The following is a 21,947-nucleotide window of genomic DNA, read 5'->3' on the forward strand; positions in this document are numbered from 1 at the left end:
ATCAACCCTGAGTTAAATTAATAACTAAGCGGTGGCTTTGTTGGCCACTGGCCCAGTATTTCCGCTCAAATGGGGTGATTGCTTCATCTGCCCCATAAGCAGAAACCTGACAAGCATTACCGGTTAGTTCAAGTGCTCTGGCAAACTCTTTAACGTAAATATCCCAGTTACTGCGAACCTCTAATTTACCGCCTAACTTTACAATAAACGGAAAAATAGCCGCGCCGTGCCAACGCCTACGAATATGTTTAGATTTAGGCCACGGATTGGGGTAAAGCAAATAATGGTGACTAGGTTGCCAGTTTGCAGCCACGGCTAAACGCCAAAAGTCGTTTAAATCTGCTTGCACCAAAATATATTGCCCACTGTCGGTTTGTTTATACTCTACATCGTGCTTATCTAACCGGTGCGACGACTTATCAATACCAATTACCAGCGCATCGGGATGGCGCTTAGCTAAATTAGCGGTACTTTCTCCTACACCACAACACGAATCTAAAATAAGTGGGCCTTTAAACGCCTGTACTTTAGCATTCACCTCATCAAACGCTGTTTGTGTATGCGCTGCTATTGGCTTTTTAAACTCTGCGTTTAAATGCTTGCTAACTATGTCATCCAGCTTTTCGTGAATACCCGCTTGATTAGATACAATACTACGCGAATTTGCATCAGTCATTAGTGTCTTAGCCCCACACCTTTTTTAATTAATGTCAGCGCTAAGGTAAATAACGCGATAATAAATACTAAAATAACACCAAGTGCCAAGCTTAAATCAACATCCGACACGCCTAAAAACCCATACCTAAACGCGTTAACCATATAAATAATAGGATTTACTTGTGATACATTTTGCCAAAACTCTGGCAGTAATGTAATTGAATAAAACACCCCACCTAAATAAGTTAGCGGCGTTAAAATAAAGGTAGGAATAATACTAATATCGTCAAAGCTATTTGCATATATAGCATTTATTAAGCCACCGAGTGCAAATACTGCAGAGGTTAAAATAACGGTAGCCATAATGATAAAAATATTATGAATTTGAATATCAACAAACAATAACGATACGCAGGTAACAATAAAGCCCACCATTATTCCGCGCGTCATACCACCGCCCATATAGCCAAGCACAATAATATAGTTTGGCACTGGGGCTACAAGTAGCTCTTCAATACTTTTTTGAAATTTAGTCGAGTAAAAACTTGAGGCTACATTAGAATAAGAGTTAGTAATAACCGACATCATTATCAGTCCAGGTACTATAAACTCCATATAACTAAAGCCGCCCATATCTCCAATACGTGAGCCTATTAAGTTACCAAAAATAACAAAATATAAACTCATGGTAATTGCTGGAGGTACTAAGGTTTGCACCCAAATACGTAAAAAACGAATACACTCTTTAATCCAAATACTTTTTAAGGCTACGCCATATTTAAACATTTACTTGCCTCGACCTTGTTCTAATAATCCAACAAATAACTCTTCTAATCTATTTGCTTTGTTACGCATACTCAATACGGTATTACCTTGCTCAGTTAGCGCACTAAATACAGCGTTTAAGCCTTGCGATTTAGCCACTTCAACTTCAATAGTATGCTCGTCGTCCATAGTAAATTTATAACCCTCAAGCGTAACTGGCTTAGCCGGTGTTTTTAAATCTAAAATAAAGGTTTCTTTATCAAGCTTAGATAACAGTGCTTTAATTGTGGTGTTTTCAACAATCAAGCCATTGTCTATTATGGCTATGTTTTTACACAATAACTCTGCTTCTTCTAAGTAATGAGTGGTTAAAATAATGGTGACGCCCTGCTCATTAATTTGGCGTAAAAAATCCCACATTGAACGACGCAGCTCTATATCAACACCAGCCGTTGGCTCATCTAAAATCAGTAATTTAGGCTCATGCATAAGTGCGCGAGCAATCATTAAACGGCGTTTCATGCCACCTGAAAGCGTACGCGCTTGTTTATCTTTTTTATCTAGTAACCCCAATTGGGTTAAATATTTTTCGGCGCGTTTATGTGCTTCGCCGCGTGGTACACCATAATAACCCGCTTGAGTTACTAATATTTGGGTTAGGGTTTCAAATTGGCTAAAATTAAACTCTTGCGGCACTAAGCCTAAATGCGCTTTAGCAGCCTCTAGGTCGGTGTCTATGTCGCAACCAAACACCTCTACCTTACCTTTAGTTTTATTTACCAGTGATGAAATAACACCAATTGTGGTCGACTTACCCGCTCCATTAGGGCCAAGTAAGGCAAAAAAATCGCCCTCACGCACTTGTAAATCAATACCCTTTACAGCTTCAACCCCATTAGTATAAACCTTAGTAAGGCCTGCTATATTTAAAGCAATTTGTTGCTTACTCATGACTTGCCCTCACCATAACCCCAACGCTTTGTTAGGTTATGTTCAATGTTTAAATGATCTAAAATTCGCGCCACCATAAAATCAACTAAATCGGCAATACTTTGTGGCTGATGATAAAAACCCGGCGACGCGGGCATAATGGTGACCCCTAAGCGTGAAAGCTTAAGCATGTTTTCCAGATGAATTTGATTAAATGGTGTTTCGCGTGGCACTAAAATAAGATGGCCACGCTCTTTAATTACCACATCAGCGGCGCGCTCTAGTAAGTTGTCAGATGCACCTACAGCAATAGCCGAAACCGTGCCCGCGCTACAAGGGCACACTATCATTTTTTTAGGGGCAGCTGATCCTGAGGCTACCGGGCTAAACCAGTTGTCTTTACCATATACTTTTAGCTGTTCTGGCTTGGCGTTATATAGCGCACTTAATTGCTCACTGGCTTTGGTTTCATTACCTGAGAGCTTAATACCAGATTCAATATCAAATACCACTCGCGCTGCACTTGAAATAAGCACATACACCTGAAATTGCTGCTCTATTAATACCTCTAATAATCTCAAGCCATAAGGCGCACCCGACGCGCCACTAAATGCTAAGGTAATTGTGTCTTTAAATTGCAAATTATTCTCCGCTGTATTTATTAGCCAGTGCATCGACTAGTTGCTGATGCAGGCCATTAAAACTACCATTGCTCATTATTAAAATATGTTGATTAGCTGCTATATTATCAAGTACGGTATCAATAATTACCTGGGTACTGGTAAAACACTGCATACCGGCTGTAGCCGCTTGTTCGCTCAGCGACCAGCTTAGGTTTTCTGGCTCAAAAAGCAGTACCTCATCAGCATCACTCAACGAGGCAAGCAATGTATGTTGATGCACGCCCATTTTCATGGTGTTTGATCGCGGCTCTAAAATAGCAATTATTTTATCACTGCCTACTTTAGCGCGCAGCCCTGCTAATGTGGTTTGAATAGCCGTTGGATGATGTGCAAAATCGTCATACACTTTTATATTATTAATATCGGCTTTGAGCTCCATGCGTCGTTTAGGGCTAATAAACTCGCCAAGTGCCGCTATACTATGCTCAACGGCAATGCCCACATGGCGCGCAGCTGCGATTGCCATAATAGCATTTTTAACGTTGTGCTCACCCATTGCCTGCCAATTAACGGTGCCTTGTTTTTCATTATTTAAAAGCACTTTAAACTCACTGCCATCGGCTTTTATTAGTTCATAATTCCAATCAATACCCAAGGTTTCACTTTCGCTCCATAGCCCTTGAGTTATTACATCACTAAGTGCTTGATCATCCTTTGGCCAAATAACTTTGCCACTTTGTGGTACTGTACGTATTAAATGATGAAATTGTTTTTTAATCGCGTTTAAATCTTCAAAAATATCGGCATGATCAAACTCAAGATTATTTAAAATAAGTGTTCGCGGTAAATAATGCACAAACTTACTGCGCTTATCAAAAAATGCAGTGTCGTATTCGTCTGCTTCAATAACAAAAAAGGGGGTTTCGCCTACTTTGGCCGACACGCCAAAATTTTGTACTATGCCGCCAATTAAAAAGCCCGGTTTTAAACCCGCATACTCTAAAATCCATGCAAGCATACTCGCTGTGGTGGTTTTACCATGTGTACCAGCAACAGCAAGTACCCATGAATTTTGTAATAAGTTATGTTTTAGCCATTCAGGCCCAGATGTATAAGGCAGACCTTTATCAAGTACATATTCAACACATGGATTGCCTCGGCTCATAGCATTGCCAATAACCACCATGTCTGGCGCTGGCTCTAATTGGGTTACCTCGTAGCCTTGGGTTAACTCAATTCCGAGATCTTCAAGCTGCGTGCTCATAGGTGGATAAACGTTTTGATCAGACCCAGTTACTTTATGGCCAAGCGATTTAGCAATCGCAGCTATTCCACCCATAAAGGTGCCACAAATACCTAAAATATGAATATGCATCTACTTTCCTTTAATCGTGTGCTTACTTTGCACAACAGCAAAGTTTAATGGCGCTATAATGCCAAAATTCGTGCTTCGTTACCATTGCGCATGCGCATTTCACTGTTGCCAAAAACGCCTAAGTAACTTAATAATTAAGCCACTAACGTTAAAAGTATCACTGACAAAAAAGCCTTCCACACTAGGAAGGCTTTTAAACGCTTAAACTAAACGAGTAAAAAATATTAATTACAGCGTTAAAAATACAATTAACCCGACCCCTAGCAATAATCGGTAGATAACAAATGGCAACATTCCCATGCGTTCTATTACTTTTAAAAACATATAAATACAGACATAAGCCGATAAAAATGACAACACAACACCTAATAATAAGGTGCTCCAGTCAACTAGATGATCCCCTAGTGCAAGCTCAACGGTATAGTAAAGTCCCATCATTGAAATGATAGGTATTGCCAGTAAAAACGAAAAGCGTGCAGCGCTTTGTTTATTCATGCCAAGCATTAAACCCGCGGTCATAGTAATACCTGAACGTGATGTACCTGGGATCATCGCAACGGCTTGTGCTAGGCCTATAATAAGCGCGGTTTTCCAATTTAGCTGATAAATCGTTTTAATTTGCTTACCTTTTGCATCCGCATACCAAAGCAATAAACCAAATATAATGGTGGTAACCGCGATCACCCATGCGCTACGCAAATAAAGCTCAATCATGTCTTTTAAAAGCAAACCTAAAATAGCGGCCGGAATTGTGCCTAAAATTATCCACCAGCCTAATTTACTGTCATCTGTGCTACCTTGCGCACCAAACGACTTAAACCACGCACTAAGTATGCTGCTTACTTCTTTACGAAAATAAATCACTACTGCAATTAAAGTACCTACGTGTACTGCAACATCAAATGCTAACCCTTGATCTTCCCAGCCTAATATTTGCGATGGTAAAATTAAGTGCGCAGAGCTAGAAATAGGCAAAAATTCAGTAAACCCCTGAATAAGAGCTAAAACAATAATTTCAATAATACTCATGGGTTAGAAAACTCCACCTTCCATAGTTTTTGTTGAGGGTTGTTGTACTCGCGCCAAAGATCGGCAATGGTTTGCTGTGCAACAGGGTGATAAAAATGCGGGGCCACTTCAGCTAGGGGCTGTAATACAAAGGCGTTTTTTGTAATTTCGTCACGTGGTAATTGTGCGGGAGAGTCGCAAATTACATCATCATAAAATAGTAAATCTAAATCGAGAGTCCGCGGGCTAAACTTTTTATCGTTTGCAGTACGGCCATTATTGCGCTCAATTTGCTTTAGTAAGCTACATACATCTGCTAATGGCATATCGGTTGTAGCACCAACCACCGAGTTATAAAAGTTATTACCAGCAAATCCAACCGCTTCGCTTTCAAATACTGAGGAATGCACTAAGTCGTTAAAGTGCGGCTTGAGCGCTATAAGCGCACAGCGCATATAATGCGCCTTATTAATATTTGACCCTAAACTGATATAAATTTGCGCCATTTAAATGCTTGCCTTAGTACGCGTAATTTCAACACCCACAGTTTGCGCCTGAGCAACGGCTGCAGGTTTACTTACTCGAATAGTAACTTGTGGGGTATTAAACTCAGTCAAAATTATATGCGCTAATTGCTCAACTAAGGTTTCGAGCAGCTCTACCGGTTTTGCCGTACTGTGCTCAATGATCCGCTCACTTACTTTTGCATAATCGAGTGCTAAGTTAATATCATCGTTTGCAGCTGCAGGTTTAATATCACTTAACATTTCAACGTCAAAGTAAAGGCTTTGTTTACTTTCTTTTTCAAAGTCGTACACTCCAATAATAGTGTCGACGTGTAATTGCGATATAAATACCTTGTCCATTAATGCTCCTAATGACAGTAACAAGCCACTGAGTTAACTGCATAATGTATCAATTAAATTAATACTGTATATACTTTAATCAGTGTTTAAATACATATAAATTACTTCTACAATAACAAGGTAGCTATACTAGTTAGTAATTAAAGCAGTTTATAAATTTTGACGTCAATAATAGCCGAAAAAGTACAATTAAAAAATAAGGAAGCACGTGTTAGCCACTTTAATGTTTATTTTAGCCTATTTACTTGGGTCGATTTCGTCGGCCATACTCGTCTCGCGGTTATTTAAACTCCCCGATCCGCGTAGTAATGGCTCTAATAATCCAGGGGCAACTAATGTTTACCGGCTGGGGGGCGCACTACCCGCTTGTTTAGTACTGATATTTGATGTTTTAAAAGGCACTATTCCCGTTTGGGGGGCCTACTTTTTAGATCTTGAGCCGCTTGCGCTTGGTTTAGTCGCTGTGGCCGCCTGTTTGGGGCACATGTTCCCATTATTTTTTGGTTTTAAAGGGGGCAAAGCGGTAGCAACTGCTTTTGGTTCTTTATTACCTATAGGGTTATCTTTGGCGGGTTTATTAATTTGTACTTGGTTTATTATGGTAGCAATAACACGCTACTCTTCTCTTGCTGCCTTAATTGCGGTTTCGCTTGCACCTTTATACACTTGGTTAATAAAGCCACTTTATACGCTACCCGTTACCTTTATTACGGTACTAATTATTTTTAGGCATCGCTCTAATATCGCACGATTATTTAGTGGTAACGAGCCAAAAGTGGGCGCTAAAAAAGCACCCACTGATGAAAAAAGCGATATTTAACTGCTATTAAATAGCTTCTAGGCTGTCAATTGGCCAGCGCGGTTTAGTTTTCATATCAAGGGTAGCAAATTGCCCTGCTTTTAACCTTTGCATCCCTGCGTACGCAATCATAGCGCCATTGTCGGTACAAAATTCGGTACGCGGATAATACACTTGCCCTTTCATGCCTTGCATTACACGCTCCAACTGCAAACGTAACTGCGTATTAGCACTTACGCCGCCAGCAATTACTAGTCGTTTAATACCGGTTTGCTTAAGTGCACGTTTGCATTTTATTACCAAGGTATCGATAACCGCGGTTTGAAATGCATGTGCTATATCGGCTTTAGTTTGCTCGTCATCATTGTTTTCACGAATAGTGATAGACGCTGCTGTTTTTAAACCGCTAAAACTAAAATCTAGACCAGGCTTGTCTGTCATCGGACGTGGAAATATAAATCGCTTAGCCACCCCCTGCTCTGCCATTTTAGCTAAACGTGGGCCACCGGGGTAATCAAGTCCTAGTAATTTTGCTGTTTTATCAAATGCTTCGCCTGCTGCATCATCAACCGACTCACCCAGCACTTCATACTGGCCAATACCGGCTACCTTAACCATCATGGTGTGTCCGCCCGATACTAGCAAAGCAATAAACGGAAACTCAGGAACATTTTCCTCAAGCATGGGCGCCAATAAATGCCCTTCCATATGATGCACTGCTACAGCAGGAATATCCCAACCATAAGCAAGAGAGCGACCAATTGAGGTACCGACTAAAAGTGCGCCAACTAAACCAGGGCCTGCTGTATACGCAACGCCATCTAAATCTTCAGGTCCGCAACCCGCTTGTGCAAATGCAGCGTCGATAAGGGGCAGCGTTTTACGTACATGATCCCGTGATGCCAGCTCTGGCACTACACCGCCATAGTCTGCGTGTACTTTTACTTGGCTATATAATTGATGCGCCAATAAACCTTTTTCGTCATCGTATATAGCAATACCGGTTTCATCGCATGACGATTCAATGCCCAAAATTCGCACTGTTTTTCTCCTGCCACCTATTTAGGTGCTTTTTAAACTAAATTATTTACGTTTTATAATGTTAAACCAATATTGGTTTGCCCATCAGCAAGCACATGTTTTTTAAGTTCTTTAACATTATCAGAGGTCACACGGCCCATGGCTTCTACAAAATCAATTAGCTCACCTAATACATCCATTTCGTATTGCATTAGTGGGTGTTCGCGTATTGCTTTGTTATCGGCAACTTCACCTTCAACAGTCATTTGATACTCAATAAAGCGGGCAACCGTTGCTTGCGATATTTTACTTATATTTATGAGCTCTTGCTCATCTTGCGCCATTAAACCATGCATAAGACTTAATAATGCGGTCGCGGCATCAATTGCCGGATACGTACCAAACATATCAAAGTCAGCTAGCTCAGGCACATTGGGTTCTATTTTCTCGATTTGCTTTTCAAGATCAATCTTACTTTTTGGTAGCAGTATTTTCTCCCAGCAAACATTTAAAGCACTGCGTAAAACGGTTTCGTCACCAAACCCTGTTGCTTCACTAAATAGGCCATAGTTAGGTAGCATACGTTCAATTAAGGCACTGGCTAACACTGCTTTTTGTAAGTAGTTTAGCTCTCTAATACGCTGAAAGTTATTTGCTTTTGTCATTTTTTAACGTCTCGCATGACCAACAAAATTCAAATGTTGATCCATTATGCTCATTACAATTAGGACACACCCAATCTGGAGCTGATTGTTTTACTTGCTGGTAGTTTACCAATATTTGTCGCGCATGGCGCTCTTTTATCGCATAAACCTGCACACTGGCTTGAGCCTGATCAAACGGTATTTCTCCTAAAGCTCCTTGCAGCATTTCACCTTTAATTTGACACTCTATGCCATCATTTAAGATTAAGCCTTTAATTATATTCGCTTCTAAACTATTTTCAGCGCGATATATTGTTATCCATGTGAAAGGGTCAGCGGTTAAGTTATCACTATTAGTATTTTGCAATTTTCACCTCATTTATTTGTGTTTACAATGCCTTTCATTAATGTGTTAATTCATAAACTAGCCAGCTTGCAGGAATAAATATGACACTTACAACTCCAGGATTACTTTTTCCGGCTATTTCATTGTTACTACTTGCCTATACAAACCGATTTTTAGTAATAGCGCAATTAATTAGAGGATTAAACGCCCGTGAAGGTGAATCAATTCGCCCGGTTGTTGTTGCGCAAATAACCAATTTAAGAAAGCGTATAAAACTTATAAGAACCATGCAGGTATATGGAGTTGTATCTTTTTTACTATGCACACTTTCCATGTTTGCGTTATTTATAGAGCTCAATACTACTGGAATTATTTTATTTGGCGTTAGTCTTACTTGCTTAAGTTTATCGTTATTAACCTCGTTATTTGAAATTCATATTTCTTGCGATGCAATTGAAATAGAACTGCAAAGCATTGAAAATAAACCATTGAGCAACCGGGTTAGTCGTAACTTTGTTGAATAAAAGCTTATAGTTTCAAATAATAATTTTTGCACAGTGGTTTATTAACCCTTAAGGCAAAGCTACTTTATATGTTACTTGCATAATAAAAGCTTAAAACACATAACAAACTATTAGTTATTAACCTAAAGGATAATACTATTTAACAATTTCACTCTTTAATTAATACTAAAAGAGGGATATGCTGATTGAAATTTATTATAAATTTACAATCGCATTTAAATATTACTTATTAATTTTAATAGATTAATAAGTAATATTACTATGTTCGCGTATATGCGACTTACTTATAAAAAGGGACTATAAAGTGAGATTTGAACAACTGGAACAATTCATAGCACTTGGCATGTTACGCCACTTCAGACAAGCCGCAGAACAAACTAAAATAAGCACGTCGGCGCTTACACGTAGCATTCAAACTCTTGAAGAAGAAATAGGCTACGAGTTAGTTAAACGCTCTACTCGCTCGGTACACCTTACCGATGCTGGTGAACTTTTTCTTGATTATGCTAAAAATACGCTTAGTGAGTTGGCATTAACTAAGCAGCGTATTTTTCAATCTATTAATGGCACTATTGAAAAAAAGCTAATTATTGGCTACACCAACAAAGCAAGTAGTGTTGTACCTATTTCGTGTGGGCAATTTTTAAATCAATATCCGCATATTAAAATTGAAATGCAACTCCAAGATAAACAAGAACTTTCGCGTAAACTGCAACAGGGCGAAATAGATATTAGTGTTTATTCGCAAGCCATTAATAGCATTGGTAGTGATATTCACTTACCTGATCAGCTAATTTTATTTGTTTCTAAAAACCACCCTCTTGCGCATAAAGCCGACATTAGCAAACAAGAGCTAGATCACTACCCTATGTTTGGTTGTTTTTCACAATCTAAACCCGTACAACTTATGCTTAATGAAGCCATTGATGGATTAAACAAATCATCTAGCATTAAAGTTGGCAGCATAGAGCAAGTAATGGCAGGTCTTGAAAAGTCAGATCATTTTGCAATAGCAGGCATTGAGCACACCAATGCTATTGCTGAAAATAGTAATCTTATTCAGTTAAAAACCAATAAAGACCTAAGCCGTGAGCAACTTATAGTACAAACGAGTCAAAAAATTGAAGTGGGTGAGCATATAGAGCACCTGTTATCACTGATAAAAAAAATGGCTATGACGGTAAATTAATAAATAAAATAAGTGCCTTTAAACATATAAATGATGGCTATTAAGTTGCTTTGCACTAGACTAGCAGCTCTTTATTTTAATAATTAGTATCAATGGGCAACTTTATTACCTCAGAAATATATTTAGATCATATTGAAGCTTATGGTTACGCTATTGTTGAAAACGCCATTGATGAAGGCTTAATGTCTGATTTAATGGCCGATTGTTACCGGATAAACCCGCACTTTAGCTTAGCTGGAATTGGCCGCTTAAATAATCAGCAAATTGATAGCACTATTCGCAAAGACAAAACATACTGGTTTGATGGCAGTTCGCAAGCCCAAAAAAATTATCAAACTGCGATGGAAGGCATTAGAACAACACTTAACCGGTGTTTTTTTATGGGGTTATTTGATTATGAATGCCACTACGCAAAATATACTTTAGGTGATTTTTATAAAAAGCATGTTGATGCTTTTAAAGGTCGTTCTAACCGTGTTTTTACCACCGTTTTATACTTAAACACGCCACAGCAAGGCGGCGAGTTAGTTATTTATAAACCTAAAAGTAAAGACATTGAAATTACTATTAGGCCAACAGCTGGCACCTTAGTATTATTTGAAAGCGAACGCTTTGTTCATGAAGTGCTACCTGCGGTTGATGAACGCTACTCGATTGCTGGTTGGTTCAGAAAAAACACGTCAATCAGTGGCATTATTGATCCACCCCGCTAACAATACTCTACCCTGTTATTAAAATGCGACAGGGTAGGAAAACAATAAGCCGATAAAAAAGGCTAATCCTACATAATGATTGTTTAAAAACGCTTTAAAACAATCGGTGCGTGCGCGTTGTTGAATAAGCACTTGTTGGTAAACTAACAATACAATAGCAACACTAAGACCAAGCCAATAACTCAGCCCAATATTATTAAGTGCTCCTATAGCGAGCATTAACGCTATAAAGGCTAAATTAAGTAACCCTATAATGTGACGATCGTATTTACCAAATAAAATAGCGGTAGATTTAACCCCTATTTTTAAGTCATCATCTCTGTCGACCATGGCATACATAGTGTCGTAGGCTACCGTCCAGCAAATATTAGCAATAAATAACAGCCAAGCCTGTATAGGAAGTGCATTAATTGACGCCATAAAAGCCATAGGAATAGCCCAACCAAATGCTGCGCCTAACACCACTTGCGGTAATTGTGTATAACGCTTCATAAACGGGTAACAAAACGCTAAAGCAAGTGCACCAAAAGAGAGTAATATTGTATTTACACTAAGCATTAACACCAGTAAAAATGCGACTGTTATTAATAATATAAACAAACTAATCGCTTCACCACTACTAACCTGTCCTGAAACTAATGGCCGCTGCATTGTACGTTTAACCGAACCATCTATTTTTCTGTCGGCAAAATCATTAATAACGCATCCGGCGCTGCGCATTATCACAACACCCAGCGTAAATACTATAAAGTTAGTTAAACTTGGCATTCCTGCATTTGCTAACCACAGCGCCCAATATGTTGGCCAAAGTAATAGTAAAGTACCTATTGGTTTATCTATACGCATGAGCGCAATATAATAAGGAATATGGCTTGGGGTTAAACGCGCTAATTTCATGAGTACAAATACGCTCCTGGTAAAAACACTTCACACACTAAAAATTTATAGTCTTTAAGCGAAAATAGACTGCGACGGCCAAGTAAACTTTGCGATGGTAACTTTAATTGTGCAACAAGCTGTTGTAATGAATGCTGGGTATTAAAGCGCGCAATTTCTATATCTGTGCGGGTTAATTGTGGATCTTGAAAAATCACATCGCCTAATGGTCGCTCCCCCATATTATGTAATTTATTATTTGCGGCGTTTACACTTGCTGGCAACCAGCTTTGCGCATATACAACCGGTTTATTGTCGCAAAGTAAAAGTACCTCACGGTTAAGCGCAGTAGTTTGCGTACAGCCTAATAATTGTTGTTGCTCTGCACTAAGCTCAAACTCTTGCTCACTAAGTACTTTTACACTAAAACACTGTGAGCGACTTTTTAATTTGGCTGTTAATGAATGCGGTTCAAATAACCACTCTTGCTCTGCACTCGATAAATCACTAAACAGTGAGGCACATTGCCAATCGGCAGATAATGAAACAGGGAAAGTAATCACAATTGCTCTACTTAATAAAAATCAGTTGAATAATAACATTGCCAAAGCATTTGAAAAAGTACGATTTACTGCCACTAATAGTTGCTCTGCGCTGTATATTAGGCACTATAAGGTATAGACTATTTACAACACGTTTATAAAAAACAGCATTTAACATGAAAAAAACAGTATTCGCCGGCCTTTTTGTACTTATCGCAAGTTTAGTAAGCTTAACCGCACGAGCAGATTCGACTGTGGGTTACTTTGGTTTTGAGCCAGACATTATTACCAACTATATTGGCGCATCGAGTAAAAAAATGGGCTATGTGCGCATTACTATCGATTTAATGCTAAATAACGCATCAGATATTGCAACCGTAGAGCACCATACGCCATTGCTGCGCGACGCCTTAGTTGAAATTTTATCTAAAGAACCTGAAGATAAAATAAAATCGCTCAGTGGGCGTGAAGAAATAAGAGTAAAAAGTGCAGCAAAACTTAAAAGCTTATTAAAAGAAGAAACGGGACAAGAGATCATCCGTGAAGTCTTGTTCACCAAGTATTTATATCATTAATTGTGGCTTTTAGTTTTTAATATAGACGTGGTAACGGCATAAGCCATACCGCTAATTAACCCGCCTAAATGCGCCCAATTAGCCATCCCTATAAACAACACATCCGCAAAACCGAGCACCAACCAAATTAGCATAAAACCAATAATTGCAGTACTTACTAATGCAGGTTGTTTAGGGTTTAAGGCGCTGTGGATCCAGCAAAAGCCAAGCAGCGCGTATACCACGCCACTTAGGCCACCAAAGTTAGGGCCAACCATTAAATATTGTGCCCAATTGCTGATTAAGGCGCTTACCACAAACAGCCCGATTAAGCTGAGCTTGCCACATTGTTTTTCGATATTATCGCCAAGCGACACCCACCAAACTAAGTTAAATACAATATGCATGGCGCTAAAGTGCACTATAGCAGGGGTAATCCACGTTAATGGCTCGGCAGGATTAAACTGCAACGTGGTATATATTGTTTCAAATCCACCCAATAAAAATGCAATATAAATAACAATACTTAAAATGCTAACCGTTTGATTAAGCCAGCTAAGCGCTTTAAATCGCGCCACTAAATTCAGCGATTGCCCTTGATACTTAAGCGGTGATTGCGTGCTTCCAACTTCCCAAGATGCTTGCTGGTAGCGGGCATGATTAGGATTTTGCGTAAACTCAGCCCAAAGCGGTTGCACTTGATGAAAGTGCTCAGGTAAAACGCTAATAATTACTGTGCTACCATCTGTTGAGCGTAACTCGCCTTGCAAGTCTTGGCTTTTTAAATAGTCTATAAAGCCTTGTGCAGCACGCGGATTATTTAAACTGCCAAGCTCTATCATCGTTCAACTTTCTCGCTGTAGGCCGCTTCCCATGCTGTAAAACCACCATCCATACTGTACACATCTTCAAAACCTTGCTCCACTAAGTAGCTTGCTGCGCCTTGCGAGCTCATACCGTGATAACAAACAATAATTATTGGCTGATCAAACTCTTTTTCCATCATAAAGTGTGCAATGTTAGCGTTCGAAAGCGCTTCAGAACCTGGAATATGCCCCGCTTGATATGAATTTGGATCGCGGATGTCTGCAATTACTACGTCTTCTTTATCTAATAATTCAAGAGTTTGTGCTATTGATATATGTTTAAATGCCATTGAAATCTCTTTTAAAAATAATTAAATCAATAAAAAAGGCGACTCAAGCCGCCCTTTTAATACCATTTATAAAACCGTATTAAACTAAATTAATCCCAGTTTAGTATCACTTTGCCTGATTGTCCTGAAATCATCATATCAAAACCAGCTTGAAAGTCGTCTATTGAATATTGATGAGTGATAATTGGGTTTAAGTCTAAACCTGATTGAATAAGACTTGCCATTTTATACCAGGTTTCGAACATTTCACGGCCATAAATACCTTTGATCACTAAGCCTTTAAAAATCACTTGGTTCCAGTCTACCGCCATATCTGATGGTGGAATACCTAGCATGGCAACTTTACCGCCATGGTTCATATTATTTAGCATAGAATTAAAAGCACTTGGTACACCCGACATTTCAAGACCAATATCGAAGCCTTCAGTCATACCTAGCTCTTTTATTACATCTTCAAGCTTTTCGTTGGCTACGTTAACAGCGCGTGTTGCACCCATTTTGCGTGCTAGCTCTAAGCGGTATTCGTTTACATCGCTAATAACTACGTGACGTGCGCCTACGTGCTTTGCCACTGCTGCTGCCATAATACCAATGGGGCCTGCACCAGTAATTAATACATCTTCGCCGACTAAATCAAACGACAGCGCGGTATGTACGGCATTACCAAAAGGGTCAAAAATTGATGCTAATTCGTCTGAAATATTATCAGGAATTTTAAACGCATTAAACGCTGGTATAACTAAGTATTCAGCAAATGCACCTTCGCGATTTACGCCTACACCTGTGGTGTTACGACATAAATGTACGCGCCCTGCACGACAGTTACGACAATGGCCACACGTAATATGGCCTTCGCCAGATACTCGGTCGCCAACCTTAAAACCACGTACTTCTTGGCCCATATCGACCACTTCGCCAACATACTCATGGCCAACAACCATAGGTGTAGGAATAGTTTTTTGCGCCCACTCGTCCCACTTATAAATATGAACGTCGGTGCCACAAATTGCAGTTTTACGAATTTTAATTAGCAGGTCGTTATGGCCAACTTCTGGTTTTGGCGCATCTGTCATCCAAATACCCGGTTCTGCTTTTAATTTAGATAATGCTTTCATAATTCACACTCAACTAAAAAACCGCGGCTATAGCGCGGTTTACAATAAAATTAAATAACGCCCATTTCTTTACCAATACGGGTAAAGGCAGCAATGGCGGTATCAAGTTGTTCAATGCTATGTGCAGCTGAGATTTGGGTACGAATACGTGCCTGACCTTTAGGTACAACAGGGAATGAAAAACCGGTTACATAAATACCTTCAACTAATAACTTATCAGCCATTAATGATGCAACTTTAGCATCGCCTAGCATAACTGGAATAATGGCATGATCTTTACCACCACAGGTAAAGCCAGCTGCTTCCATTTGCTCGCGGAAGTATTTAGCGTTTGACCAAAGCTTAGCGCGAAGCTCGCCACCACTTTCTAGCATTTCAAGCACTTTAATCGATGCAGTCACAATTGCCGGAGCTAATGAATTTGAAAATAAGTAAGGACGCGAACGTTGACGCAACCACTCAACAATTTCTTTTTTACCTGATGTATAACCACCTGATGCACCGCCCAATGCTTTACCTAAGGTACCGGTAATAATATCTACGCGATCAAGCACGTTACAATACTCTGGTGTGCCTTTACCATTTTCGCCAACAAAGCCCACAGCATGCGAGTCGTCAACCATTACTAATGCATCGTATTTATCAGCTAAATCACACACAGTGGCTAAATCACAAATAACGCCATCCATAGAGAACACGCCATCTGTAGCAATTAGCTTAGTTTTAGCACCTGCTTCGGTCGCGGCAATAAGCTGCTTTTCAAGGTCAGCCATATCGTTATTAGCATAACGAAAACGCTTAGCTTTACATAAACGTACGCCATCGATAATTGAAGCATGATTAAGTGAATCCGAAATAATCGCGTCTTCTGCGCCTAAAATAGTCTCAAACAGACCTGTATTAGCATCAAAGCACGATGAGTATAAAATAGTATCTTCAGTTTCTAAAAACTCACTGATTTTTTTCTCTAACGTTTTGTGAATATCTTGCGTACCACAAATAAAGCGTACTGAGGCCACACCAAAACCATGTGCGTCTAAGCCATCTTGCGCTGCTTTTATTAGCTCAGGGCTATTTGCTAAGCCTAGGTAATTATTAGCACAAAAGTTAATTACTTTGCCTGATGCAACTTCAATTTGAGCTTGCTGCTGCGATAAAATAATACGCTCGCTTTTATACAAACCTTCAGTTTTTACGTCTTCAATTTGCTGTTGTAGCTGGCTAAAAAAAGCAGATGCTCTCATCTTTAGTCTCCATTTTATTTAACAGGTTAAACAGCAAAACAAAGCTACTGTTTATTATGTGGGGTATTGTAAAAGTTTAACGAATAAAATGCACTGTTTGCAGTTCATCGCAAATTATAAATTTGGCAGCAATTCCTGCCAGTTTACAGTGCCTGAATTGGGGGGCGTATTTAAATTTATAAAAGTGCTGGTAAATCATTAATTGAATTGAAAATAAAATCTGCAGTTTGTTTGGCGCTGTCATCAAACTGCTGGCCAGAGTGCACCAATACGCGCGTGGCAATGCCAGCTTGTTCTGCAGCTTGCATATCACTTTTTTTATCGCCTACCATAATACTTTGCTGCGGATCGATATTATGCTCACTAATACCTTGTAGTAGCATACCAGGGGCTGGTTTTCTGCAAGCGCACTGTTTTAAATACTCAGGCAATGCATTTTTAGGATGATGAGGGCAAAAATAAACGTCGCTTATCAATATCTGATGTGCGCTAAACTGTGCTTTCATCCAGCTGGTCAGTGCTATAAAGTCAGCCTCGGTGTAATAACCACGGCCAATACCTGACTGATTAGTTACAATAATAATTTTATAACCGGCATCATAAAATGCCTTGCACGTGCTAAATACTCCTTCGATAAATTCAAACCGCTCACTTTGATACACATAGCCATGATCAACGTTTACTACGCCATCTCTATCTAAAAATAGCGCTTTATTTTTTTGTGATTGATTCATTATAACGACTCTTTTTGCACAACATGATCAAACATAGCTTTTACCGCATCAATGGTAATTTGGCTCATTAAATCGTCACCTTTAATACGTGTGCCCCAAGGCAGCTGCTGCGCTGTTTTACCCGTTTGTTTAAGCAAGTTTTGATGATATACCTCAACCACATAGTTTTGGTATAAATACGGCCCTGTACGCGCTGGGTTTGAATGGGCATATAGCCCAATAACAGGAGTGCCTACCGTTACTGCCATATGGGCAGGGCCAGTATCTGGGGCTAGTACTACACTGGCGCGTTTTAACACGCACAACAATTCTTTAAGCTTAGTTTTACCAACTAGGTTTAAAATGCTGTGTTGGCTGTGTTTAATAATATTATTGGCAAGGTTTATTTCCAGCTCGGTAGGGCCGCCGGTCAAGGCCACTTTAAATCCCTGCTGATGGGCATAATCAGCAAGCGCGGCATAACGTTCGGGAAGCCAATTACGCTGCGCTTTACTTGCTGCTGGAGAGATAACAAACAGCTTATTAGATAAATATTCTGCAGTGAGTAATTCATCGGCTGTGTTTTGATCTTGCTGTGTATAAGGCATTTCCCAACTTGGCTGATAATCATTTACGCCAATGGCTTTAGCAAAGCCTTTAAACCCTTCTAACACGTGCGCATGTGGCTGCGCTGCAATGCGTTTATTTATAAATAGGCTATGCAGTTCTTTTGAGCGCGCCCAATCAAAGCCTATTTTAACTTTTGCAGGAATACAACGTGCAACAAACCCGGCCCTTAATGCCACCTGCATATTAAGCAGTACATCAAAGTTTTGCCCTTTAAAAGTTTGCTTTAAATTTTTCAGTGCTACGCGGCCTTGTTTTTTATCAAACACCACCAGCTCAACACCGGGTAAGTTAGCCAATAACATAGCTTCTACTTTGCCAATAACCCAAGTGATTTTTGCATTAGGATGCGCTTTTTGAATCGCTTGTACTGCACTCACAGCATGGCATACATCGCCAATAGCAGAGAGTCGTAAAATACAAATAGAGGAGTAGTTAGGCACTGAAGTCACGCGTTTCCTTGGGCATTAAATAGTAAAACCCGATCTTAAATTATAATCGCGCTATTGCAAGTACTTATCCTCGGCTTTAAAACGCGCTAACATAGGCGCATATTTAAGTAATACCCGTGAGCTATGTTCAAACAACACGTCCAAGGTAAGCATACTCTGCTGAGCCACCCTAGTTATGAAAATCAGGTTAATTTAAACTGGTTTAATGCCGACTACTGGCAGCAACAAAATAAAATAGTGGGTGCTAAAAAAGGCCGCGCAATGGCGTGGTTTTTTAAAAATAATGAACTAACCGCTGTGCTAAGACATTATTGGCGCGGTGGCTTGGTCGGTAAATTACTCAGTGACCAATACTTGTATTTAGGCTTTGAGCAAACGCGAGTATATAAAGAGTTTGCCTTAATGGCGCAGTTAATTGAGCTTGGCTTAAATGTACCAACTCCCATTGCTGCAAAAGTGACTCGAAGCGGGTTAATTTACCGCGGTGATATTATTACCGAGGCGGTAACAGGTGCCAAAAGTGTACTGGATATACTTGTTGAGCGTGCTTTAACTGAATCTGAATTAACAAGTATAGCAACAACCATTGCGCTCTTTCACCGTAAAGGCGTATACCACGCAGATTTAAACATTAATAATATTTTATTTAATGACACTGGCCAAGTATATATTATTGACTTTGATCGCGGCGAAATTAAACCGCCCGCCTTACAATGGCAACAAAGTAATATGGAACGCCTAAAGCGCTCGTTTTTAAAAGAACAAGGCCGCAACCCTGTGTTTAACTGGCAAGCCAGCGACTGGCAAGCCTTGTATGCCAGTTACACAAAGCTTAAGCGCTAACTTACTTTAGCTGCTAGTTAGCTAAAGCTAAGTACTTGGCAGCCACTTGCTCTGCGTTTACTTGTTGTAAAATAGCTGCATTTGTAACGTTTGGCTTATCTGCCAGCACTTGTTCAATTACACGTGCTAACTGCTCACTTTGCTGTATTGGCACTAAATACTTACTTAGCGCACCTGTTAGTATTTCGCTGGGGCCAAAAGTACAGTTAGTGCTCACCACTGGTGTACCTACTGCAAGTGCTTCTATTAATACCGTTGGCAAGCCTTCAAAATCTGAGCTTAATACTAGCGCTTTGGCATGTTTTATCCAATTATACGGATTTTGCTCAAACCCTGGCACAATCAGTTGCTCTGCAATTCCATATTGCTGTGCAAGTTTTAATGCCTTTGTCGGTTTGTTACATAACAGTACTAGTTTGTACTTTTTATCTAACTTAGCAAACGCTGCGAATAAAATATCGTGACGTTTTTGCTTGGCTAATCGCCCAACATGAATAAGGTAAGGCACATTAGGAATGTTAGTGTTTAGCTCACTGGCTTGCTGATTGATTTTTTTTAAATCGAATGGGTTATAAATTGTAGTGATCGCACTTGGAGTAATTAAGTTACCTTGGGTAATTTCATTTTCAACCCCTTTGGATACACAAATGAGTGATTTACCATTTAAATTTTGTTTACTTTTTTTAAGGTATAAATAAGAAAGAGGCCCTAATTTTTTTTGCCTTGCTAGCTCAGCATTTACTGAGTTATGCATAACAAAATGGATATTTTCGACATTACTACGCGCAAGCAGGTTATTACTACGATCTAAATTTGACAGTACTAAGTCAATGTACCCGACTTCACTTTTCTTTTTTTCAAACCACGACTCTAGTTTAGCGACACTTGCTTTTCGTAGCCAAAAACGGTCAACCTTCGACGCTCTATCCGTAAATAAGCTCTCAACTTGTAAGTTACTTGGGATATCGTATTCAACGCTATTAGCGAGTGATAAAATAGTCACATTGTGTTTAAGTGTCGCTATTTGCTCAGCCAAAGTAAGCATTACTTTTTCAGCACCACCGCCAACCAGTGAATCAATTACTATCACTATATTCATTATTTACTTCCAAATAATAATGCTTTTACACCTTGGTTAATTACATCAAAACTATGCACGTTTGCAAATAACGCGTAGTTACTGAGTATATTTTGATAATTAGGTTCAGTGATAATCTCATTTACTTTATTGGTTATGTCTAAAATATCGAGTTTAGCTTTTATTACCACGCCAGTAGTAACGCAGCGTGCAATACGGTTACTTTGATCTTTTGATATAGCGCAAGCGACTGTAGGAGTTTGTACCGCAATAGCTTGTAATAATGTATCGCCCGCACTTAATAGCGCTACTTTAGCTTGGCTTAACAATGCCAAAAACTCACTACCCTGCTGACTTGGTATGCAAATTAATTCATCAGTTTGCGGTAACGGCTTGGTGTAATTGGGCCCAAAAACAACAACCCCCTTTAGCGAGGTACGTTGAGTGATGGCCAGTGCAGCTTGAAAATAAATATCAGCACAATTTTGACCGTTTAAAGTGTGTCCGCCTGAGCCTGCATTCACTATAAAATATTCATTTTTTGTTAAATCATAGTCGTTTAATACTTGCTGCTTTTGTTGCTCAGAGGCAAACGCAGTATAGGGACCTACATTATGCGGAGGTGCTAAAGCAAAGGTATTTAATTTAAGCTTTTCTAGCCATGTAAGTGGCTCGATGCAGTAATCTGGCTGTATTACCCAGTGCACGTCAATTAAACCAATACGATTAAGCTTTAATCCTTTGGCTCGTTTTTTCTCATGTTGCGAGATGAAAACAACTTTTGCGCCCACTTTTTTTGCCGCTTTCATATGCTCAGCACGACCAGCACAATCAAACACCACCACATCAGGCTTATATTGCTCAATAAATTGACAAACTGCTTTAGTTTCTTTGGTTGCCGACCTCTCTAAAAGTGTGGTTTCAAAAGGGCAACTTTTAGCATAAGCCGTATGTTTATTTAAAATAAAGTGGATATTTATATCCCCTGAGCATTCATTTTCTAGCGTTTGCGCTAGCAAAAGTGAACGCATATATTCACCAATACCCTCTGGTGATGATACAGGAATAAATAAAAGTCGTTTTTTGCTCATTACAATCTCAATTTCCGATTTGGCACTCAGTATATCAATCACATAGTTTTAGCGATAGATAGCGACCCTTTTTATCTTATTTTTAGCCTTACTGCGCCCATTTAGTTACTGCAATAAAGTGCTTTGATTGCTAAACTTAAGGTAATTTAAATCACAAGGATCTGAACTTTGCGAAACAAAATTTTTATATTGTCTTC

General features: G+C 39.4%; 27 protein-coding genes. 6 read left to right on the top strand and 21 right to left on the bottom strand.

The features are described from left to right. Position 1: 1 nt before the first annotated feature. From H5079_RS14285 to folB, 8 genes are all read right to left on the bottom strand, one after another. Positions 2-676 carry a tRNA (guanosine(46)-N(7))-methyltransferase TrmB gene (locus H5079_RS14285; RefSeq protein ID WP_086993984.1) on the bottom strand — a complete coding sequence of 225 codons (675 nt, stop codon included), beginning with the start codon at positions 674-676 and terminating at the stop codon, positions 2-4. After that, complete coding sequence (locus H5079_RS14290; protein WP_011328953.1) at positions 676-1,443, bottom strand: ABC transporter permease; 768 nt, start codon at positions 1,441-1,443, stop codon at positions 676-678. Before H5079_RS14290 ends, H5079_RS14285 begins: the two co-directional genes overlap by 1 nt. Beyond that, positions 1,444-2,373, bottom strand: coding sequence for an ABC transporter ATP-binding protein (locus H5079_RS14295; protein ID WP_011328954.1), 930 nt, complete (start codon positions 2,371-2,373; stop codon positions 1,444-1,446). Further along, complete coding sequence (locus tag H5079_RS14300) at positions 2,370-2,993, bottom strand: flavin prenyltransferase UbiX (RefSeq protein ID WP_041454762.1); 624 nt, start codon at positions 2,991-2,993, stop codon at positions 2,370-2,372. Before H5079_RS14300 ends, H5079_RS14295 begins: the two co-directional genes overlap by 4 nt. 1 nt (position 2,994) lies before the next feature. Continuing rightward, on the bottom strand, positions 2,995-4,350 hold the full coding sequence (gene mpl, locus H5079_RS14305) for a UDP-N-acetylmuramate:L-alanyl-gamma-D-glutamyl-meso-diaminopimelate ligase (RefSeq protein WP_182684349.1): 1,356 nt from the start codon (positions 4,348-4,350) through the stop codon (positions 2,995-2,997). Between the two features lie 228 nt (positions 4,351-4,578). After that, positions 4,579-5,379, bottom strand: coding sequence for an undecaprenyl-diphosphate phosphatase (locus H5079_RS14310; protein ID WP_011328957.1), 801 nt, complete (start codon positions 5,377-5,379; stop codon positions 4,579-4,581). Then, the gene (folK, locus tag H5079_RS14315) at positions 5,376-5,864 is read right to left on the bottom strand and encodes a 2-amino-4-hydroxy-6-hydroxymethyldihydropteridine diphosphokinase (RefSeq protein WP_041454526.1); all 489 of its coding nucleotides are present in this window, start codon (positions 5,862-5,864) and stop codon (positions 5,376-5,378) included. Before folK ends, H5079_RS14310 begins: the two co-directional genes overlap by 4 nt. Next, positions 5,865-6,224, bottom strand: a complete 360-nt coding sequence (folB, locus tag H5079_RS14320) for a dihydroneopterin aldolase (protein WP_011328959.1) — start codon at positions 6,222-6,224, stop codon at positions 5,865-5,867. Between the two features lie 208 nt (positions 6,225-6,432). Here folB and plsY point away from each other — a divergent pair, with 208 nt between their 5' ends. Beyond that, the gene (gene plsY, locus H5079_RS14325) at positions 6,433-7,044 is read left to right on the top strand and encodes a glycerol-3-phosphate 1-O-acyltransferase PlsY (RefSeq protein WP_182684350.1); all 612 of its coding nucleotides are present in this window, start codon (positions 6,433-6,435) and stop codon (positions 7,042-7,044) included. Between the two features lie 6 nt (positions 7,045-7,050). Here the strand turns inward: plsY and tsaD are convergent, their stop codons facing one another. The 3 genes from tsaD to H5079_RS14340 are packed head-to-tail and all read right to left on the bottom strand — an operon-like array spanning position 7,051 to position 9,054. After that, positions 7,051-8,064 (bottom strand): tRNA (adenosine(37)-N6)-threonylcarbamoyltransferase complex transferase subunit TsaD, encoded by a 1,014-nt coding sequence (gene tsaD / locus H5079_RS14330; protein ID WP_011328961.1) that lies wholly within the window; start codon positions 8,062-8,064, stop codon positions 7,051-7,053. A gap of 53 nt (positions 8,065-8,117) precedes the next feature. Beyond that, a complete protein-coding gene (locus tag H5079_RS14335; protein ID WP_011328962.1) occupies positions 8,118-8,708 on the bottom strand; it encodes a YjaG family protein in 591 nt (196 codons plus the stop codon). Beyond that, positions 8,692-9,054, bottom strand: coding sequence for a DUF2007 domain-containing protein (locus H5079_RS14340; protein WP_011328963.1), 363 nt, complete (start codon positions 9,052-9,054; stop codon positions 8,692-8,694). The genes H5079_RS14335 and H5079_RS14340 overlap by 17 nt, the downstream gene beginning before the upstream one ends. Before the next feature lie 80 nt (positions 9,055-9,134). Here H5079_RS14340 and H5079_RS14345 point away from each other — a divergent pair, with 80 nt between their 5' ends. The 3 genes from H5079_RS14345 (at position 9,135) to H5079_RS14355 (ending at position 11,459) form a co-directional block, all read left to right on the top strand. Beyond that, positions 9,135-9,557: a DUF2721 domain-containing protein gene (locus tag H5079_RS14345; protein WP_011328964.1), complete on the top strand. Its 423-nt coding sequence runs from the start codon at positions 9,135-9,137 to the stop codon at positions 9,555-9,557. A 304-nt stretch (positions 9,558-9,861) separates the two neighbouring features. Next, positions 9,862-10,746: a LysR family transcriptional regulator gene (locus H5079_RS14350; RefSeq protein ID WP_041454528.1), complete on the top strand. Its 885-nt coding sequence runs from the start codon at positions 9,862-9,864 to the stop codon at positions 10,744-10,746. Positions 10,747-10,838: 92 nt separating this feature from the next. Beyond that, positions 10,839-11,459 carry a 2OG-Fe(II) oxygenase gene (locus H5079_RS14355; protein ID WP_041454529.1) on the top strand — a complete coding sequence of 207 codons (621 nt, stop codon included), beginning with the start codon at positions 10,839-10,841 and terminating at the stop codon, positions 11,457-11,459. 18 nt (positions 11,460-11,477) lie between these two features. Here H5079_RS14355 and ubiA read toward each other — a convergent pair whose 3' ends face one another. Together ubiA and H5079_RS14365 are read right to left on the bottom strand one after the other, a co-directional pair. Then, positions 11,478-12,356 (bottom strand): 4-hydroxybenzoate octaprenyltransferase, encoded by an 879-nt coding sequence (ubiA, locus tag H5079_RS14360; RefSeq protein ID WP_086994012.1) that lies wholly within the window; start codon positions 12,354-12,356, stop codon positions 11,478-11,480. Next, positions 12,353-12,898 (bottom strand): chorismate lyase, encoded by a 546-nt coding sequence (locus H5079_RS14365; protein ID WP_011328968.1) that lies wholly within the window; start codon positions 12,896-12,898, stop codon positions 12,353-12,355. The genes ubiA and H5079_RS14365 overlap by 4 nt, the downstream gene beginning before the upstream one ends. A 155-nt stretch (positions 12,899-13,053) precedes the next feature. On the opposite strand from H5079_RS14365, the gene H5079_RS14370 reads away from it, so the two are divergent. Next, complete coding sequence (locus H5079_RS14370) at positions 13,054-13,452, top strand: flagellar basal body-associated protein FliL (RefSeq protein ID WP_011328969.1); 399 nt, start codon at positions 13,054-13,056, stop codon at positions 13,450-13,452. Here H5079_RS14370 and glpG read toward each other — a convergent pair. The 6 genes from glpG to H5079_RS14400 form a co-directional block, all read right to left on the bottom strand. Beyond that, complete coding sequence (gene glpG / locus H5079_RS14375; RefSeq protein WP_089368665.1) at positions 13,449-14,273, bottom strand: rhomboid family intramembrane serine protease GlpG; 825 nt, start codon at positions 14,271-14,273, stop codon at positions 13,449-13,451. The genes H5079_RS14370 and glpG overlap by 4 nt on opposite strands. Continuing rightward, positions 14,270-14,587, bottom strand: coding sequence for a thiosulfate sulfurtransferase GlpE (gene glpE / locus H5079_RS14380; RefSeq protein WP_011328971.1), 318 nt, complete (start codon positions 14,585-14,587; stop codon positions 14,270-14,272). Before glpE ends, glpG begins: the two co-directional genes overlap by 4 nt. 89 nt (positions 14,588-14,676) lie before the next feature. After that, positions 14,677-15,702, bottom strand: coding sequence for an L-threonine 3-dehydrogenase (gene tdh / locus H5079_RS14385; RefSeq protein ID WP_011328972.1), 1,026 nt, complete (start codon positions 15,700-15,702; stop codon positions 14,677-14,679). 50 nt (positions 15,703-15,752) lie between these two features. Next, entirely contained in the window at positions 15,753-16,946 is a 1,194-nt protein-coding gene (locus H5079_RS14390) for a glycine C-acetyltransferase (protein WP_011328973.1), read from the bottom strand. A gap of 176 nt (positions 16,947-17,122) precedes the next feature. Next, a complete protein-coding gene (gmhB, locus tag H5079_RS14395; RefSeq protein WP_011328974.1) occupies positions 17,123-17,680 on the bottom strand; it encodes a D-glycero-beta-D-manno-heptose 1,7-bisphosphate 7-phosphatase in 558 nt (185 codons plus the stop codon). Further along, a complete protein-coding gene (locus tag H5079_RS14400; RefSeq protein ID WP_011328975.1) occupies positions 17,680-18,738 on the bottom strand; it encodes a glycosyltransferase family 9 protein in 1,059 nt (352 codons plus the stop codon). Before H5079_RS14400 ends, gmhB begins: the two co-directional genes overlap by 1 nt. Positions 18,739-18,861: 123 nt before the next feature. On the opposite strand from H5079_RS14400, the gene H5079_RS14405 reads away from it, so the two are divergent. Then, entirely contained in the window at positions 18,862-19,581 is a 720-nt protein-coding gene (locus H5079_RS14405) for a 3-deoxy-D-manno-octulosonic acid kinase (RefSeq protein WP_182684351.1), read from the top strand. Between the two features lie 13 nt (positions 19,582-19,594). On the opposite strand, the gene H5079_RS14410 is transcribed toward H5079_RS14405, so the two are convergent. Beyond that, positions 19,595-20,680: a glycosyltransferase gene (locus tag H5079_RS14410; RefSeq protein WP_182684352.1), complete on the bottom strand. Its 1,086-nt coding sequence runs from the start codon at positions 20,678-20,680 to the stop codon at positions 19,595-19,597. Further along, positions 20,680-21,750, bottom strand: a complete 1,071-nt coding sequence (locus H5079_RS14415) for a glycosyltransferase family 1 protein (RefSeq protein WP_182684353.1) — start codon at positions 21,748-21,750, stop codon at positions 20,680-20,682. The genes H5079_RS14410 and H5079_RS14415 overlap by 1 nt, the downstream gene beginning before the upstream one ends. Between the last annotated feature and the right edge of the window lie 197 nt (positions 21,751-21,947).

The sequence above is a fragment of the Pseudoalteromonas sp. SG44-5 genome (assembly GCF_014164175.1).
Classification (GTDB): Bacteria; Pseudomonadota; Gammaproteobacteria; order Enterobacterales; family Alteromonadaceae; genus Pseudoalteromonas; species Pseudoalteromonas nigrifaciens.